Origin of the sequence: Halalkalibacter kiskunsagensis (assembly GCF_037027555.1) — a bacterium.
Lineage (GTDB): Bacteria > Bacillota > Bacilli > Bacillales > Bacillaceae_D > Halalkalibacter > Halalkalibacter kiskunsagensis.
On record NZ_JAXBLX010000003.1, the window covers coordinates 114344 to 131824 of the forward strand.

15 protein-coding genes are annotated in these 17481 nt (G+C 37.2%); 4 read left to right on the forward strand and 11 right to left on the reverse strand.

Features of this window, described 5'->3' with window-relative positions:
* Positions 1 to 130 precede the first annotated feature (130 nt).
* Positions 131 to 1825, forward strand: a complete 1695-nt coding sequence (locus SLH51_RS02715; RefSeq protein ID WP_335958921.1) for a PucR family transcriptional regulator — start codon at positions 131 to 133, stop codon at positions 1823 to 1825.
* 35 nt (positions 1826 to 1860) lie between these two features.
* Here the strand turns inward: SLH51_RS02715 and kapB are convergent, their stop codons facing one another.
* The 7 genes from kapB to gltB form a co-directional block, all read right to left on the reverse strand.
* Positions 1861 to 2238 carry a kinase-associated lipoprotein KapB gene (gene kapB / locus SLH51_RS02720; protein WP_335958922.1) on the reverse strand — a complete coding sequence of 126 codons (378 nt, stop codon included), beginning with the start codon at positions 2236 to 2238 and terminating at the stop codon, positions 1861 to 1863.
* Positions 2239 to 2250: 12 nt separating this feature from the next.
* A complete protein-coding gene (locus SLH51_RS02725) occupies positions 2251 to 2442 on the reverse strand; it encodes a hypothetical protein (RefSeq protein ID WP_335958923.1) in 192 nt (63 codons plus the stop codon).
* Positions 2443 to 2451: 9 nt separating this feature from the next.
* The gene (locus tag SLH51_RS02730) at positions 2452 to 2703 is read right to left on the reverse strand and encodes a hypothetical protein (protein WP_335958925.1); all 252 of its coding nucleotides are present in this window, start codon (positions 2701 to 2703) and stop codon (positions 2452 to 2454) included.
* A 92-nt stretch (positions 2704 to 2795) separates the two neighbouring features.
* Entirely contained in the window at positions 2796 to 3131 is a 336-nt protein-coding gene (locus tag SLH51_RS02735; RefSeq protein WP_335958927.1) for a hypothetical protein, read from the reverse strand.
* A gap of 168 nt (positions 3132 to 3299) precedes the next feature.
* Positions 3300 to 3950, reverse strand: coding sequence for a YpjP family protein (locus SLH51_RS02740; protein ID WP_335958928.1), 651 nt, complete (start codon positions 3948 to 3950; stop codon positions 3300 to 3302).
* A 99-nt stretch (positions 3951 to 4049) separates the two neighbouring features.
* Positions 4050 to 5537 carry a glutamate synthase subunit beta gene (locus tag SLH51_RS02745; protein WP_335958930.1) on the reverse strand — a complete coding sequence of 496 codons (1488 nt, stop codon included), beginning with the start codon at positions 5535 to 5537 and terminating at the stop codon, positions 4050 to 4052.
* 148 nt (positions 5538 to 5685) lie between these two features.
* Positions 5686 to 10281, reverse strand: a complete 4596-nt coding sequence (gene gltB, locus SLH51_RS02750) for a glutamate synthase large subunit (protein WP_335958931.1) — start codon at positions 10279 to 10281, stop codon at positions 5686 to 5688.
* 487 nt (positions 10282 to 10768) lie between these two features.
* Between gltB and SLH51_RS02755 the strand changes: the two genes are divergently transcribed.
* From SLH51_RS02755 to SLH51_RS02765, 3 genes are all read left to right on the forward strand, one after another.
* Positions 10769 to 11773 (forward strand): toxic anion resistance protein, encoded by a 1005-nt coding sequence (locus tag SLH51_RS02755; RefSeq protein WP_335958933.1) that lies wholly within the window; start codon positions 10769 to 10771, stop codon positions 11771 to 11773.
* Between the two features lie 42 nt (positions 11774 to 11815).
* The gene (locus SLH51_RS02760) at positions 11816 to 12721 is read left to right on the forward strand and encodes a hypothetical protein (protein ID WP_335958934.1); all 906 of its coding nucleotides are present in this window, start codon (positions 11816 to 11818) and stop codon (positions 12719 to 12721) included.
* A 109-nt stretch (positions 12722 to 12830) separates the two neighbouring features.
* Positions 12831 to 13808 (forward strand): DUF2777 family protein, encoded by a 978-nt coding sequence (locus SLH51_RS02765; RefSeq protein WP_335958936.1) that lies wholly within the window; start codon positions 12831 to 12833, stop codon positions 13806 to 13808.
* 86 nt (positions 13809 to 13894) lie between these two features.
* On the opposite strand, the gene SLH51_RS02770 is transcribed toward SLH51_RS02765, so the two are convergent.
* The 4 genes from SLH51_RS02770 to SLH51_RS02785 are packed head-to-tail and all read right to left on the reverse strand — an operon-like array spanning position 13895 to position 17207.
* Entirely contained in the window at positions 13895 to 15352 is a 1458-nt protein-coding gene (locus SLH51_RS02770) for a PH domain-containing protein (RefSeq protein WP_335958937.1), read from the reverse strand.
* Entirely contained in the window at positions 15345 to 15821 is a 477-nt protein-coding gene (locus SLH51_RS02775) for a PH domain-containing protein (RefSeq protein ID WP_335958938.1), read from the reverse strand. The genes SLH51_RS02770 and SLH51_RS02775 overlap by 8 nt, the downstream gene beginning before the upstream one ends.
* A gap of 26 nt (positions 15822 to 15847) precedes the next feature.
* Positions 15848 to 16069 (reverse strand): hypothetical protein, encoded by a 222-nt coding sequence (locus SLH51_RS02780; RefSeq protein WP_335958939.1) that lies wholly within the window; start codon positions 16067 to 16069, stop codon positions 15848 to 15850.
* Positions 16070 to 16076: 7 nt separating this feature from the next.
* Positions 16077 to 17207, reverse strand: coding sequence for a conserved virulence factor C family protein (locus SLH51_RS02785; RefSeq protein WP_335958940.1), 1131 nt, complete (start codon positions 17205 to 17207; stop codon positions 16077 to 16079).
* Positions 17208 to 17481: the final 274 nt, after the last annotated feature.

Below are 17481 nucleotides of genomic sequence, written 5' to 3' on the forward strand. Positions count from 1 at the left end.
TTCAATATTCTGGTGAGATTCATTCAACAATTTGTATGAAAAAAGCACAAATAGATTCATTCATTTTTACAAATGTTCTGAAAAGTAATACAATTAACTCGTAGTAGATGCGTGGAAGGAGGAAAGGCTAATGAGTATTACAATGAAAGATGTTCAATCACTTGATATTTTGAGCAATGCCGTTATTCGTAGTGGAGAATATGCACTAGATACAAGAATGGTTGATTGGATCTCTGTTATTGAAGCTCCTGTTGAAACATTTGTCCGAAAAAATGAACTAGTCCTTACTTCTGGGGTTGGTTGCGCTCATAAGCTAGAGGCTTTCTACAAATTTGTGGAGGAAGTCATTCAATCAAATGCATCTGCGTTAGCCATTGCTATCGGCCCTTTTATAAAGACAATTCCTCCTTCTGTCATTCAACTTGCCAATAAGCATAAATTTATATTACTAGAAGTAGATTGGTCTATTCGTTTTTCTGATATTCTAGAAGCTGTTTTAGAACAAATTCATGAAAAAAAACATCAATACCTAGAAAAAATTGAATACATACGAAAGTCCTTACTTGATTATATTCTTACTGGAAAATCTCTAAATCGTGTCGCTGAACATGTTTCACAATCGATTAATTGTAACGTCCTAATCGCAGATAAACGAGGCGTCGTCCGTGGTAAGTCAAATACTTTTTCTAATAATCTCCTTGAAAAGTGGGCTACTTTTTTACAAAAGCAATTAGAAGAGGATGGTATCTATCACTCTTTAGAACAAACATTTGAATGGGTAAAATATGATAGCGGCTATGCCCTACAAGTAACGATTCACTCATCTGGCAATATTCAAGGATATATTGTAGTAGATGGGTTTGGTGAAGAGCCATTAAGTGATGCTGAACACAATGAATGGCTGATGCTGCTTGAACACGTCACAACTGCAGTTGCTATTCATTTTTTACATGAGCAAGCTGCAAAAGAAGCGGAATGGCGCCTGAGGGATGATTTTGTATGGGAGATTTCTAGAGGTGCCATTTCATCTAATGAGCTCTTACTTTCAAGAGCAAAGTCACTAGGCTACCAAATTAATTTGCCCTATATTTGCCTTTTAGCAAAGCCAGAACAGTTAAATGAATCCTTTAAGGCAATGACACACCTCTCCATAACATTTGACCACTGGATGCATGAATGCATCAGACATATGGAAGAAGAAGCAGAAAGCATTGCTAAATCTATGGCACTAAAATCTATGGTGACATATCAAAGGGAAGAATTAATTATATTCTTAGAAGTGAATCATCAGGACGTCGTCGAACAAGCAAAGACATATATTTCGAAATTGCTAAGTCGATTCCAATTTCTCTATCCGTCTCTCACAATTACATGGGGCATTGCCAAACAATATGGGTATTCAAGTTTTGCTACAAGTTACCAAGAAGCGAAAAGAGCACTTGAAATTGGCAGAAAACGCAATGGACCAAATACGATTTCTGTTTATGCAGATACAAAGGTAGATCGAGTAATGGAGAGTTTACTTAAAAATGAAGAATTAATCGAGATAGCCAAGACGATACTTGATTCACTTTTACGCTACGCACGTGAAAGACAAATAGATCTCCTTCATACATTTACGACTTACCATCGTAACCGAGGGAATGTGAGCCAGACAGCTCGTGAATTAAATTTACATCGACAATCACTACTCTATCGTTTACGAAAAATTGAAGCATTAACAAATTGTTCATTAGAGGATGCAGATGACTTATTCTTATTAGACTTAAGTATCCGATTGTGGCTTAACGGTATGGATATAAAAGAAACCGAGTTTAGATCCTAGATCTTTCTCGGTTTTACATTTTGTTCATCTTTTTATTATAAACCATACTCTCGCTTACATTCTTTTAACTTCTCAATACACTCTTGTGCCCATTCGGAGCCCTCTTCTTGTAATGCTACCATTTGTGCTTCTACTGCTTTTTGAAGTGATAGCTTATACTGTGGTATAGGCTCAGTGTAAGTTTTTATTGATGATAAAGGAACCCACGTTTTTTCAAATTCAGCTAATGCTTTACGTTGATGAAAATAGGCAACATTAACCATTTTAGGGTTATGAAGGTCTCCTTGCATAGGATGTTTTAAAACCGCAACTACTTTCACAAGAACACGTCCATTTTCTTCTTGCTTGTCAAGAAGCTCAGCTATATAAACCCCCGTTTTATAAAACGCACGTACATATTGAGTCTCTTCCACTATTTTTCCTCCTTACATTCCACCAATACCTAGTCCAAACATCAGTAGTAAATAGATAATAATCATGAGAAAACCAATACAAAAGCTCCAAATAGCCTGCTTTCTTTTTTGATGCAAGATACAGTATATACCAAATCCACCGAACAAACCTGTTAAGATAAAAAATATAAATACCATAATGATAATCATTATTTCCTGTTGCATCGACTCACCCTATAATCCTGGCACTAACCACGTAAAGATTTGCCACATAAATTCGGAAATAGGGACAAAGTACCGCTCTGAGATGACCCCCATTGAACTGGTTTCTGAAAATCCATCAATGACAATAAAAGTAAAGGTAATTAAAATGGCGATAATTGTTACAGCCAATATGAAAGCCAATAGCAATGCATAGCCTAGGATAACTCGTATCGTCCATTTAAGCCATTCTGGACGTCTTTTTGCTTCGATATGTGAATCCAATCAAATCCCCCCACAAACTATTAAACTTACTTTTATCCTACCAAAAAAACCGAAGAATTAAAGAGAGATTTGCGAAAAAATCATGAACTTCGTTATTTTAAATTCAATTTAATCAAAATCGCTTCAACGGGAACTCCATCAGACGTTGAAACGTCACTGAAATCAAAATCTTGCAAGTTTATTATCTGATTTTGGTTGTTTTGATGTATCATATTCTTTTGGCCAGTAACCTCATGTTCGACCTTTTCACTTTTCTCTTCTACACGTTTTTTTTCATTTTGTAACTCAAACGCTATTGTACTAGCTTCAACATATTGTAACGAAGGTATTTCTTTCTCTTTGGAAGATGGAAACTGTAAGATGACAAGACCCCAAACCGTTACAAACATAGAAATAGCCAGAAATAACACGAATAATTGTTTAATCATGTTCTAGCCCACTTTATCATTTAATACGAATATAATACCATACTCCCAACCCATTGTCTGTTAGGAAAAATGAAGAAACTCCAAACTTTAAAGCAGTTAGGTTACAAGGATACCATGCTTAATTCATCCAATAATGAGCACTTACAAAAAAAAGTAACCGTGTTTATTCTATACACGGTTACTACTATTCCATCTTGGAGGCATATCTTTCCCCCAATGAATATTTCCTATAGTGTGGTGCTTTTCATGTGAATCTAAATACGTGTGATAATGAAAATTAAATGTGTAGCCTTGTTTCGGTGGCTGATCTCGACGTACATGGAAACGAAAAATATCTTCTCCACTTTCTTCGTTATAAAGATGGAAAATTTTCTCTCCAAGTCCAGCTGAAGGTGTATTTGAGATTCTCACCTGTTCCCAATCACTATCAGATAATGTACTAGTCGTTTCACGAAGTACAGTATCTAGCCGAGGTAAGATACTAGTCTCAAAAGACGAACTTATTTTCTCCGTAATCACAGTTCCAAACTTCAACAGACTTTGTTCAGATGCTTGCTTAATAATAAAGTTATTCAGCAGATCAGCAGATGCAACATTACGATGAATATATTGTTCAGCATTAGCTGGCAATACTGTAGCATATAAATCATAGCTTTCTTCATTAACTTGATATATTAGTGGTTTCTCATTACTTTCACCTTGAGTCTTCTGTGGTTCTTCGGCTTGAACGTCTCGAACAAAGTCAATCGTAGGGACAAACAATCCAAAAGTCAGAAGTGCGGATGAAATGACGAGGCCACGCTTCATATGTCGAAGCATTTTCATACGCCCTTTCATAGTTTCAATTTTCTATTAACTCTATTCTCTCATGAAATCTATGAAAACGCCATTACAATCCTATTACAAGCTTATGAAATACTATGGTAAATTAGATGCTCCCATTAAATAACGATCGCATTCTCTTGCTGCTTCTCGTCCTTCGTGTATCGCCCAAACAACTAAGCTTTGTCCACGACGATTGTCTCCTGCAGCAAAAACACCAGGAACACTTGTCATATATTTCCCATATTCAGCATCAATCGTTGAACGAGATGTTGTTTGCAGAGACAACTCTTCGATAATACGCTTTTCTGGCCCAGTAAAACCAACAGCTAGTAAAACAAGATCTGCAGGCCATACTTTTTCTGTTCCAGGAATTGGAGTACGAATTTTTCTACCTTTTTCATCAATTGTTGTTTCGACTCCAATAGTATGAATCTCTTTTACATTTCCGCTTTCGTCACCAACAAATTTTGTTGTGCTCACTTGATAACTTCGAGGGTCTGTACCGTAGACTGCTTTTGCTTCTTTTTGACCATCTTCCACTTGATGAATTATTGGGAATAATGGCCACGGATTCTTGTCCCCACGCTCATCAGGCTTTTGACGGTTAATGTCAAATTGAGTAATTGACTTTGCACCGTGACGCACTGATGTCGTAATACAGTCAACTCCTGTATCTCCACCACCAATAACGATAACATTTTTGCCTTTTGCAGAAATGTATTTTCCATCTTCAAGGTTGGAGTTCAGTAAGCTTTTTGTATTCGCTGTTAAGAAGTCCATCGCATAATGAATTCCTTTTAAGTTACGTCCCTCTACCTCCACGTCGCGTGGTTTAGTTGCTCCAGTACATAAAAGAACTGAATCAAAATCATTATTTAATTCAGCAGCTGATACATCTTTGCCAATCTCTACATTGGTCTTAAACGTAATCCCTTCTTCTTCTAAAATACTCACACGGCGCTCAACGATATGATTAGCAAGCTTCACATCAGGAATTCCGTACGTTAGAAGTCCACCAATGCGATCTTCACGTTCAAACACAGTAACAGAATGACCAGCTTTGTTTAATTGCGCAGCTGCTGAGAGTCCAGCTGGACCTGATCCTACTATTGCTACCTTTTTGCCCGTTCGTTTTGAAGGAGGTTGAGGTACAATCCATCCTTCTTGGAATCCTCGTTCAACGATGTGATATTCAATACTTTTAATTGATACAGCATCATCACTAATCGCTACTGTACAAGAACCCTCACAAGGCGCTGGACAAACTCTTCCAGTAAATTCAGGGAAGTTATTTGTTTTATGCAGTCTTTCTAGAGCTTCTTTCCATTTGCCACGATACACTAAATCGTTCCACTCTGGAATTAAGTTATAAACAGGACATCCAATCTCACCAGATCCGTCCATTGTCGTACCTGTTTGGCAAAAGGGCACTCCACAATCCATACAGCGTGCACCCTGTTGACGTAAAGTAGGTTCCGACATTAAATTTTGAAATTCCTTCCAACTTTTCGTACGTTCAAATGGATCTCGCTTTGTTGGGTTTTCTCTCTTGTATTCAATAAATCCAGTTGGCTTCCCCATCGCAATCACTCCAATCTCTCTTCTATCTCTCTGCAATCTTAGAAGAAAGATGACCTCAAAATAACATTCTGATCTTAGGCAATATCCAAACTCAATTTGGCTTTGACCTTAAGATCAGAACTTCTTACTTGAGTCACCTTTACTTTACTTATTTTCCACTCACTCTAGACTTATCGCTTTTGTTTGCATCAAATGCAACCATAACAGCATCTATATCAGTTAGTCCTTCTTGTTTCACACGATCAATAGCCTCAAGCATTCTCTTGTAATCTTTCGGAATGATTTTTACAAATTTCGGTAAAAACTCACCCCAATTTGAAAGGATCTCTTCGGCTAGAGTGCTCTTTGTATATGAATAATGATTATTTAATAACGTACGTAGTAGTTCCATATCTGCTTTTTCAATTACAGGTTCTAAATGAACCATTTCTTTGTTGCATTTTGAGTCAAACGTTCCATCTTTATCAAGTACAAATGCAATACCGCCTGACATTCCTGCTGCAAAGTTTTTCCCAACAGACCCTAAGTTCACAACTACTCCACCAGTCATATACTCAAGACCATGGTCCCCAACACCTTCAACAACAACACTTAGACCTGAATTACGAACAGCAAAACGTTCGCCAGCAATCCCGTTGATGTATGCTTCACCGCTAGTGGCACCATAAAAAGAAGTATTTCCAATTAGTATATTCTCTTCTGCTTTAAAAGACGATACTGTCGGAGGATAAACAATGACTTTTCCACCAGATAGTCCTTTTCCTGTGTAGTCATTCGCATCACCTTCAAGGCGCAATGTCATCCCTTTTGGCACAAATGCACCAAAACTTTGACCAGCTGAACCTTTGAAATCAAATGTGATCGTATCTTCAGGTAAGCCTTCTGCACCGTAACGTTTACTTATTTCACTACCAACAATGGTTCCAACAACACGGTCAACGTTTTTAATCGGGAAACTAGCATGTACTTTCTCCCCATTTTCAATTGCTGGCTTACTAGCAGCTAGCAATTCTCTGCTATCAAGGGATAACTCAAGCTGATGATCCTGGCTCTTAGTACAGTAATTGCTTTCATGATCTTCAGGCTTAGGTTGATAAAGCAGATTTGATAAATCAATGTGCTTAGCCTTCGAGTTATCTACATTTTTATTAGCCTCTAGCAAGTCTGTACGTCCAATCAAATCATCGAGTTTACGGAAGCCAAGTTCTGCCATAAGCTCACGAATTTCCTCAGCGATAAAGCGCATGAAGTTTTCAACGTGCTCCACCTGCCCCATATACTTTTTACGAAGTTCAGGATTTTGAGTAGCAATCCCAACAGGACAAGTATCTAGATGACATACACGCATGACGATACAGCCTAGTACAACTAATGGTGCGGTTGAGAATGCAAACTCTTCTGCCCCTAGCAAAGCAGCTACAACAACATCACGACCTGTCATTAATTTTCCGTCAGTTTCAAGTGTTACACGATTACGAAGGTTGTTAAGCAATAATGTTTGATGCGTTTCAGCTAATCCAATTTCCCAAGGAAGCCCTGTATGCTTAATACTTGTTCTTGCAGCAGCTCCTGTACCACCATCATACCCACTAATGATAATTCCGTCAGCACGCCCCTTTGCAACGCCTGCAGCGATTGTTCCAACTCCTGTACCAGCAACAAGCTTTACGCTGACCTTCGCTGTAGGATTCGCATTTTTCAGATCATGAATTAATTCAGCTAAATCCTCAATTGAATAAATATCATGATGTGGAGGTGGTGAAATAAGTCCAACACCAGGTGTTGATCCTCGAACTTCTGCAACCCATGGGTACACCTTATTCCCTGGCAATTGTCCACCTTCACCTGGCTTAGCTCCTTGGGCAACTTTAATTTGGATCTCGTCTGCATTAACTAAATAATGGCTTGTTACACCAAATCTCCCCGAAGCTACTTGTTTAATAGCACTGCGACGTAAATCTCCATTTTCATCAGGAGTAAAACGATTAGGATCTTCTCCACCTTCACCTGTATTGCTTTTCCCACCAATACGGTTCATCGCAATTGCTAATGTTTCATGCGCTTCGCTAGAAATCGAACCAAATGACATTGCACCAGTTCGGAACCGTTTAAAGATTTGTTCAGCTGGTTCCACTTCGTCTATTGAAATAGACGTACGACCTTCTTTAAACGCAAGTAGACCACGTAACGTTGTTTGTTCTTTAGTCTGCTCATTTATCGCATTTGAGTACTTCTTGAACAAATCATAATTATCATTTCTACATGCATTTTGAAGCATGTGAATTGTGTGAGGATTGTATTGATGAGGCTCTCCGTTGCGACGCCATTGTAGGTCATCACCTGGATCTAACGCCTTGTCTACACCTTCTTGCTCAGAATAAGCTCTGCTATGGCGAGTGCGAACTTCTTCTTCAATAATCTCTAGATTCACTCCACCAATTCTCGTCGTTGTCCAAGTAAAATAATGCTCGACAACAGAGTCATGAATTCCAACAGCTTCAAAAATCTGTGCACCACGATAACTTTGAATTGTCGAAATACCCATTTTTGATAAAACTTTCATAATTCCTTTTGTGGCTGCTTTTACATATTTATTTACTGCTTCAACATACGAAACATCCTCAAGCAAACCATCTTGGATTTGACCATCAATGGAATCAAATACAAGGTAAGGATTTACTGCTTCAGCACCATATCCAAGCAAACATGCAAAATGATGTACTTCTCTCGGTTCACCAGACTCTACGAGTAAGCTAACCTGCGTTCTCGTCCCTTTACGTATCAGGTGATGATGCAATCCTGCAACTGCAAGTAAAGCAGGAATAGCAGCTTGCGTTTCACCCATTCCACGGTCACTTAAAATGATAAGAGTATGTCCCGTCTTAATCGCAGCATCCGCGCGAGCAAAAAGTGAATCTAACGCCTGCTCAAGTTGGCTTTCTTTCTTTGAAACATCAAATAATATTGGTAGCGTAATAGATTTAAAACCTTCCATTTTATTATGGCGCAACTTCGCTAATTCTTCATTATCCAAAATCGGATAAGGAAGGTGAATATGGCGACAACTTAAAGGTTCTGGGTTTAATAAATTGCGCTCCGCTCCAATAGTCGTACCCATTGCCGTAACAACTTCTTCACGAATCGCATCAATTGCCGGATTCGTTACTTGTGCAAACAATTGTTTAAAATAGTTATATAAAAGTTGTGGTTTTTTTGATAGCACCGCAAGAGGTGAATCATACCCCATTGAGCCAACAGGATCTACTCCATCTTTCACCATTGGTTGGATCACTTTAGACAACTCTTCATACGTATAACCAAACGCGAGTTGGCGAGTTTCTAAGTTTTTAAAATCGGTGTTTACAACATGAGCTGTTTCAAGAACATCTTCTAATTGAATTAAATGATCCTTGACCCATTCTTCGTATGGGTGTTCACTTGCAATTTCGTGCTTAATTTCTTCATCAGGGATAATACGCCCTTCTACTGTATCGACCAAAAGCATTTGACCTGGGTGAAGTCTTTCTTTGTAAAGAACATTTTCAGGTTCAATGTCAAGAACCCCTACTTCAGATGACATAATAATATAATCATCTTTAGTAACATAATAACGAGAAGGTCTTAAACCGTTACGGTCTAAGCAAGCGCCAATTTGCTTGCCATCCGTGAAGGCTATTGCAGTTGGACCATCCCATGGCTCCATTAATGTACTATGAAATTGATAAAATGCTTTTTTCTCCGCACTCATTTGCTCATCATTTTGCCAAGGCTCTGGAATCATCATCATTGCTGAGTGAGCCATCGATCTGCCAGCTAAAGACAAGAATTCAATCGTATTATCAAACATTGATGAGTCAGAACCATCCTTATCAACAACCGGATGGATCTTGTCAATATCATCACCGAATGCATTTGATTCAAACATTGCCTCACGTGCGTGCATCCAGTTGACGTTTCCTTTTACTGTATTGATTTCACCATTGTGAATCATATAGCGATTCGGATGAGCTCGCTCCCAACTAGGAAATGTGTTTGTACTAAATCTTGAGTGAACAAGTGCAATCGCCGTTTCAAAGTCATGATCTGGAATATCCAAATAGAATTGGTCCACTTGCTCAGTTGTAAGCATTCCTTTATAAACAATTGTCCGACTGGATAAACTTGCAAAATAAAAGGATTCATTCTCTGGAACCATTGAAGCAAGCTCATGCTCGGCACGTTTCCGAATAACATACAACTTACGTTCAAACGCTAGTTCCGTTTCTAGGTCAGAATTTCGTTTAATAAATAATTGACGAATATATGGCATCGCTGCTTTTGCCGCATTACCAAGCATAGAATTATCAACAGGAACATTACGCCATCCTAGAAGCTCCATATTTTCTTTTTCTATAATAGCTTCTATACCTTTTTCGCAATTCTCCCTTGCTTCTTCATCCTGTGGCAGAAACAGCATCCCTACTCCGTATTCGCCTGCTTCAGGAAGAGCTACCCCATCTGCTAAACAGACTTTTTCAAAGAAACGATGAGGAATTTGCAAAAGAATTCCTGCACCATCTCCAGTATTTACTTCGTCACCTTGCCCACCGCGATGTTCTAAATTGCGCAAAATTTGAAGCGCATCTTGAACAACTTGATGCGATTTCTTCCCTTTCATATGGGCTAAAAAGCCGATACCGCAATTATCATGCTCGAATTGTGGATCATATAGGCCTTGTTTTTTCGGTAATTGTGCGTACCGCATTTGGCATCAACCCTTTCTCCAAAAAAGTAAAAATCAATCAACTCTCCCCAAAATATAATGAGCTAATATACAGGATCATATCATTTTTCTGACATTTCGGCAAATTGAAATTTGAAGTATTATGGTATGAAAGCGCTTCCTATATGGTACTTTCACAAAAAAATTCATGAAATTAATATTGACTACAAATAAAAATATTGTATATTAACAACTATTTTCTGTATAAAAATTCAAACACTAGCTAATATAAATTACTTTTTTATAAAAGTTTATTCATTTATAAGATTCCGTTGTAAAAAATGATCATAATTTCATTTTCTATTACTATTTCTTCTCAAACACTTTTAAAAATTTTCCTTATCTCCTTCTAGAGGATGATTGTATTGCATTCGAAATTCCATCATAATATTACATAGCCTGAAACTATATGACATGAAATACGTAAAAAATTTATAATCAAATGATTTTAGTAAGAGGAGGAAATAAAATGAGCGGACTTTCCAATCAATCAAAATCCGTATTAGAACAATTTAAGCAAGATGAGGATATTTCGAAGCTTTTAAATTCATTAGATACATTAGGAGAAAATGAACAACGCGAAGCCGGGGAATCGCTTGAAGCACTTAAACGCCCTGTCAAAGAAATGATGCAAGATCAGTCAAATCAACTGCCAAGCCAGCTCCATCAACTAAAAGAAACGGTAAGTCAATTGGAACCGAGTCATCTTAAGACGAATCAAACAAAAAAATGGATCAATAAATTGTTAAGACGTAATCCTATTGAGCAGTATGCACGTAAATACCAAACGGTAGAGGCTCAAGTTGACCATATTGTCGAAGGTCTTCTCTCTGGAAAAGATAAATTGCAAGAAGACACATTAATGCTTCATCAATTAAAGGAAGTTGCTAAAGAGCGAATTGCTAATTTGAATGAACAAATTGAGCTCGGTCATCATTTAAATAAAATGCTTGAAAATGAAATGACGAAAGAAGAGTGGATTGATAACCCAAATGAACTAAAAAAAGGACAGTTAAAAGTTATTTCTAGGGTGAAAAACATGTCTCAGGCAGTCATGGTCTTACAACAATCACTAGCTTCTGTTGATCTAATCGTTGAAAATAATGATAAGTTAGAAGAAGCTATCTTCAACGCCATTACCATGACTAAAAACGTTATAACTGTTTCTGCATCTATTCAATTAGCTCTATCTAACCAACAAAAAGTAATTAAAGCAGTAAAGCATGTTAATGAAGCAACTGAATCAATGCTTTTATCTAACTCTGAGCTCCTAAAACAAAACACTGAGGAAACACTAAAAACGTTAGAAGAACCTGCTATTGCGCTGGATTCATTTCGAAAAGCTTATAATAATGTTTTTGAAGCAATTGAATTAACTGAAAAATCCAATGAACGAATCGTACAATCTGGACAGGAATTTATTACTGAGTTAGACAAATTAAATAAAGAAATGAGAACTAAGTTGCTTAAATAAGTAAACCAAATTCAAAATTAGTTAGAAAGGAGGGACATAATTATGCAATGGTTAGAGAAAATGAAAAACGCATTTACCCCAGCACATAGAAAACAAGTTGAAGAACACATAATTCGAGATACAACGACGAGAAAGTTATTAGAAGATACTGAGGAACTTCTTCTTAGAATCGCAGAAAAAGCCCCTCCCTCAAATCAAAAAAAGTCAATTCGGAGAAAACAGAAAGAATGGCTAATTAAAGTGAAGGTAACTCAAACATTTATTTCCATTGTGATGATGGATCAAAAACATTCATCTTCACCAATCAAAAAACGCATAGTCATTAAGTGCTATCGAAAATACATGAAATCTAAAAATGGTGTAGGTTTATGTAAAGAAGCTACAATTAGATATATGAAAGATGGACGAGCCCACATTCGTTCCATTCGTGAGTCCCCTATGTTTCATAATCTTTTTTATCGAATACATCATCTTGACCTTGCATTCTCAGGTGAACAGGTCACTTTTGAGAAACCTTCTAAAGAGATGCTTGTTAACCAACATCATCTCCTGCAAGAAACACATACTAATGATGTCACCTATTTACTTGAAGAAGCTAGACGATATATTCAAACGGTTAAACAATTTTCAGTGGATCCAATAATTGAAAGCCGCCTAGAACGCTTGGTACAACAAGCACATAAGTTACAAGATGATTTTATGCTATTAGATTTTGAACAACGTCATATTGTCAGACGAATGTTCAAGGAGGACGTTCCTTCCATGATACATACATACTTATCTTTATCTATAAAACATCAACTAGAACATAAAGAGAATATCTATGTCACCTTATCAAAAATGGAACTAACTCTCATCTCTTATGTTGAGCAATTAGAAAAGTTGAAAGTTGAAAGAATGGATTATTTACTTCAATTACAATCTTTACGGTATGATAATAAAACGTAAATAGGCACTCAATCTTTCAAACGACAGACTTGCTAAAAGAATTCTAACCCGACTATAATGAAACTACATAATTATTACTAAGGGTTAATTCGAAAAAGCGAGGGATAATATGGATCGCAAGCAAGCACAATCACTTATAAATAAAGTCGTGAAAGTTAAAGAAGGTATTTACGGAAGTTACTTTGCTGTCTTAAAAAAAATCATTGCAGAGCCAAGAAAACCTTGGAGAGGAATCGTTCAAATACTCTCTGTAGATAAACTCCCTGTATTTGATGATAAAAAAACGCAATTACTCCCTATAAAATACCATGATGGCCAACTCGTTGAATGTGAAGGTGTGAAGCTATCAGAAGTAAGTGAGATTTACACTCCCTCATCTTTTGAAATGAGTTTGCTAGAGGCGGTACAAGATCGCTACAAGGAACTAACAGTAAACATTCAAACCATTCAAAATAAGCAAGCAGTGTTACGTCAGTTTTTATCAGAGCGTGGCTTGAACATGCAATTTAACACACAGACAAAAAATGAAAGGTCTGCTATCACCTACACCTTTCACCATGATGGAGACCAATTTATATTAATTGACGAGAATGAAAACAGACTTAACTTAGACGATTGTCCCTTTTCAATCTCTTGGGAAAATCAGCATGAGTGGATAACTGGAAAATATGAGGGGAACGGAAACTTTGTCTCAGAAAATGGCATCCGATATGTGCCAAAAGAAGGAGCAGTCTTTGTTATCGAGGATGAACAATTTGACCCCTATGTTATTTTACGTAATGAGCTTGAACCAGCAGCATTATCTTCTCTTGAGAAAAGTTTAGAACGCTATAAAATTACTCATAACGATTTAGTTAAGTGTCATAACTCACTCCTTTTACAACTATTAGGATCAAACGAAAAAAAATCTTTTCATGGAGTAAATTTCCTTACCTATAAAGGACCAGATGGAATAGTTCTCGTACAACATCATTATGAAAGAACGCTTCAAAACTATAATAATGATAAAATTTATGATCGATTTGAATTCACAACTGATCAAGGGAAGCGCTCTATTTCAACTTATACGAACGCCTACTCCTTATAGTTTGTTTCGGTGTAATAGCTTCCCTCCTCTAATGAAAAAGGATGTCGCATAAAGGTCCTACTCTCCTTTTGCAACATCCTATTCTGTCATGATCCTTCTGTTGTTGTATCTGATCGCGCTGAATACCAATCAAGCATCTTATCTGCTTCTTTTTTTTCAATGTCTAACACTGTAAACGTTTTTCCAATAACGCTCGATAAAATGGAAAAACGAAAATTTGCTAACATTTTTCGTCTTTGTAAAATAGATGATCTTATTTCAGCTGATTGAATCTTTTTCTTTTTAGAAATAACGAGGATTTGACTTATTTTACGATAACGCAACCATAAATGTGTGTGATCAAAGCCTGACCCTGCATCACGATATTGTAAAAAGCCAAACAACAAACAAACGACTACAGCGATAAACCCGTAATAACCATATGGACTAATTATCGTTCCAATTAATAAAGTAGCAATTAGAGGTATAACTGATAAACGAATAAAGAAACGAAATACTGATCTCTTTGGTACAGGTTTAATCTCGTAACGGCGAGCATAATCAGGTATGAGGTTTTCAAAAGCATCAATCATCTCTTGTTCGTTTGCTATTGGTAGCAACACGGTTGAAAGTTGTTCATCATTTGTTCCCCCACCAGCACTTTCGACATATACAGCTCCATATCCAAAAGGCTGACGAAAAATATTTCGAACGATTCTAATAGCCGTTACTTTGTTCGAATGAATTGTCAGTTGCCTTTTTTCTAATAATCCTCTTGAGATGACCAATTCGTTATCAAATTTCTCAATGGTAAAACCGCCATACTTTATAAGGGTGCCAAAAAATGATATACACCAGGAAACAAATACAATGACTACAATGAACGTAGCTGCAAGCATGATTCCAGTACTCGCAAAAAAACGAAATACTTGGTCATAGATCGTTTCAGGCAAAAACTGCTCAATTTGGCTAAATAACGCAGCTACAGCAGATATCGTTAGGCCAAGGCCACTTGAAGTTAAGGCAGCAATCATCAAGTGATTTGTCTTTAATCTCCATGTATAATCAGCTTCATGTTTATGTAGGTTTTCTCCTACTTGTTCTGATTGATTGTGGCCATAGTTTCTATTTGTTAATTCAGAAGAAATTTCTTCAGCTTCTTCTCTGCTGATCGCAATGAGATTTACTTCTGGCTCCGCTCCTCCTCCTGCTGTCTCAATTTTAAGTTTAACAAGTCCGAATAAACGTTGAAACAGTCCAGCTGTTATATCAATACTTTGCACTCGTTGCTGTTGAATATAACGTTTCTTTTTCACAAAAATTCCTCTTTGAATGTAAAGCTCTCCTGCATTAATCCGGTACCTAAATGTTAACCAATTTGCAATCCCACTAATAAAAATAAAGAGTAAGATAGCAAGCCAAATATACTCAAATCGAAAAAAACCAATTGATTCACTTGAACTACCTAAAAAGAAACTCACGATAAAAGGAATCAAAAAACTCCTTAATGCACTTACAAACGAGACAAAAATAGCTGCGACATGTAGTCGCTTTAAATTACTCATCTTCAACTACCGCAGCAAGCTCGGCAATACGATCTCGCAATTCATCTGCTATTTCTATCGTCAATGAAGGAATCTGATGTACTGTTGCTGCTGTTGAAATAGATACTGCAGCTAATTTGTATTTTCGTAGTAGCGGCCCTTGTTCAGTATCTACGTGCTGAACACGTGACATTGGAATGAGTGTACGTTTTCTGATAAAGAAACCTCGTTGCAAATCAATTTCATCTGCTAAGACATCATAGCGCCATCGCTTCCATCGTAACGGTGGGATTATCACTACAGTTAAAACTACATAAATGATATAGCCGCTTAGTAAGATCCATAAGATCCATAACGGTACTGAAAAAAAGTAAATAATAATGCCATATGCAATTGGTACAAGTGCTACAAAAAGACTTTCTAAAAACGCTCGTAGTCGCCAAACAGGTAAGGCTTTTTCTGATAAAAACTGAGATGGTTCGAGGCGCAAAATTTTCCCCCCTCATATAAATAAAATTACTCGCTTTCTTCATCGTCTGACACGTACACAATCTCTACACCAAGATCCTTAAATACTTGAATAAGTGCATGATTTAAATCACGGTCATAAAGTAAACCAATCGATTCAACTATTTCCAATTCTTCAAGTTGACCGGCTTCTGCATCTTCAATCAATTCAATGATATCATCCATCTTACGTTTTTTTATCTCATCTAGAACTTCTTCTTTCGTCATCATGGCACCCCTATTCCTTCGTTTTACGAGATTCGGTCATTTGTTTCCAAACAGATCCTTTTGCTACTTCGCCACCTTCAATACGCTCAAGAGCCATTTTCACTTGCAAAGCAACTTCAAATTCCGGGTCGTTCTCCGCTTGTTTTAATGGATCAATTGCCCTTTCATCCCCCACTTCATATAAAAACATTGCAGCACGCCAACGAACCAATTTATTTTTATCTTTTAAAGCTTCGATCATAGCTGGAATTGCATCCTCATTTCCAAGATCGGATAAACAATCTCCTGCTGTACGCCTAACGGTGACAGAGCTATCTTTTAGCGCCTTATATAAAGAAGGTAATACTTCTTTTGTTTCAATCATTCCAAAGTAAACCGTTGCTAAGCGCCTAATGGATGCCTTCTCGTCATTTAGCGCTTTTTCTAAGACAGGGATATCTTTCTCTTTTGGATCCATTCTCTCTAACACCGCATAGCGTTCACGCCAATCTGTTCGATCGAGCATTTCTAATGTCACATCAATGAATCGTTCACGCCATTCTACCTGGATGTCTTGAGCTCCATTTGCCATCGCTACAAGCCCTTTTAAACGCTCGTCCGAATACGCAGCCAAAAGTTCATCTGTAACTTCTTTAGCTACAACATCCAACTCACCATAACGGACTCCCTTTTCTATCCATTTTCGTTCCATTACTACATTATCATCAGGCTTTTGGGCATTTGCTATCGCCTGTGCAAAACGTTCTGGTAAGCCCTCACGTTGCTCTTGTTCACCATCTGTTACTTTAAGTTGCATCGGAATTCCTTTAAATGTTTGCACAAAGACATTTACTTCACCAAAGTGTTCGTTTCCCTTGTTGTTGTCGTCTGCTTGAGTTCCTACATCTTCCCCAAAAACCGAGCGAACTTGTGGGAGTATACTTTTCCAATCAACTTTAGGATGTCGGTCTATCGCGATAAAATCAGCAACATGATAAACTCCTTTTACTCCGTCAATATCGAACAAAGCTTGTATGTAAGTCGGTGCTTCCAACTTATTTTTTTCCGTGTAATTATTTCTCGAACTTTCACCAAGACTCTCACTTAATGTCAATTTCATCGTATTTGGACTTGGTGTCGGTTCAATTGAAGTAATATGCATTTCTTGACCCTCCAGTTTCTTTCCTTTTCTCTCCTTGATCTTATCACAGCACCAAAGCTCGTGCCAACAACACCAACTTCAAAGCAATCAAGAAAGCAATTTTGTATGATAATCCGCTTTTCATCATCAGTATTATAAATGTGAATAGCCTTTTTTTGCAGCCAATTCTATCACTTTCTTGGATATTTATTAAAAAAAATCCCTTGATTGACAATTACATGTATTTGAAACATGAAAAATATAGCTTGTCTGTTATAATAGAGAAAAAGGGAGG

Coding starts and splice junctions, on each gene's coding strand:
- SLH51_RS02715 (WP_335958921.1), top strand. CDS start 131: ATGAGTATTACAATGAAAGATGTTCAATCACTTGATATTTTGAGCAAT.
- SLH51_RS02725 (WP_335958923.1), bottom strand. CDS start 2,442: ATGCAACAGGAAATAATGATTATCATTATGGTATTTATATTTTTTATC.
- SLH51_RS02735 (WP_335958927.1), bottom strand. CDS start 3,131: ATGATTAAACAATTATTCGTGTTATTTCTGGCTATTTCTATGTTTGTA.
- SLH51_RS02740 (WP_335958928.1), bottom strand. CDS start 3,950: ATGCTTCGACATATGAAGCGTGGCCTCGTCATTTCATCCGCACTTCTG.
- SLH51_RS02745 (WP_335958930.1), bottom strand. CDS start 5,537: ATGGGGAAGCCAACTGGATTTATTGAATACAAGAGAGAAAACCCAACA.
- gltB (WP_335958931.1), bottom strand. CDS start 10,281: ATGCGGTACGCACAATTACCGAAAAAACAAGGCCTATATGATCCACAA.
- SLH51_RS02755 (WP_335958933.1), top strand. CDS start 10,769: ATGAGCGGACTTTCCAATCAATCAAAATCCGTATTAGAACAATTTAAG.
- SLH51_RS02760 (WP_335958934.1), top strand. CDS start 11,816: ATGCAATGGTTAGAGAAAATGAAAAACGCATTTACCCCAGCACATAGA.
- SLH51_RS02765 (WP_335958936.1), top strand. CDS start 12,831: ATGGATCGCAAGCAAGCACAATCACTTATAAATAAAGTCGTGAAAGTT.
- SLH51_RS02770 (WP_335958937.1), bottom strand. CDS start 15,352: ATGAGTAATTTAAAGCGACTACATGTCGCAGCTATTTTTGTCTCGTTT.
- SLH51_RS02780 (WP_335958939.1), bottom strand. CDS start 16,069: ATGATGACGAAAGAAGAAGTTCTAGATGAGATAAAAAAACGTAAGATG.
- SLH51_RS02785 (WP_335958940.1), bottom strand. CDS start 17,207: ATGCATATTACTTCAATTGAACCGACACCAAGTCCAAATACGATGAAA.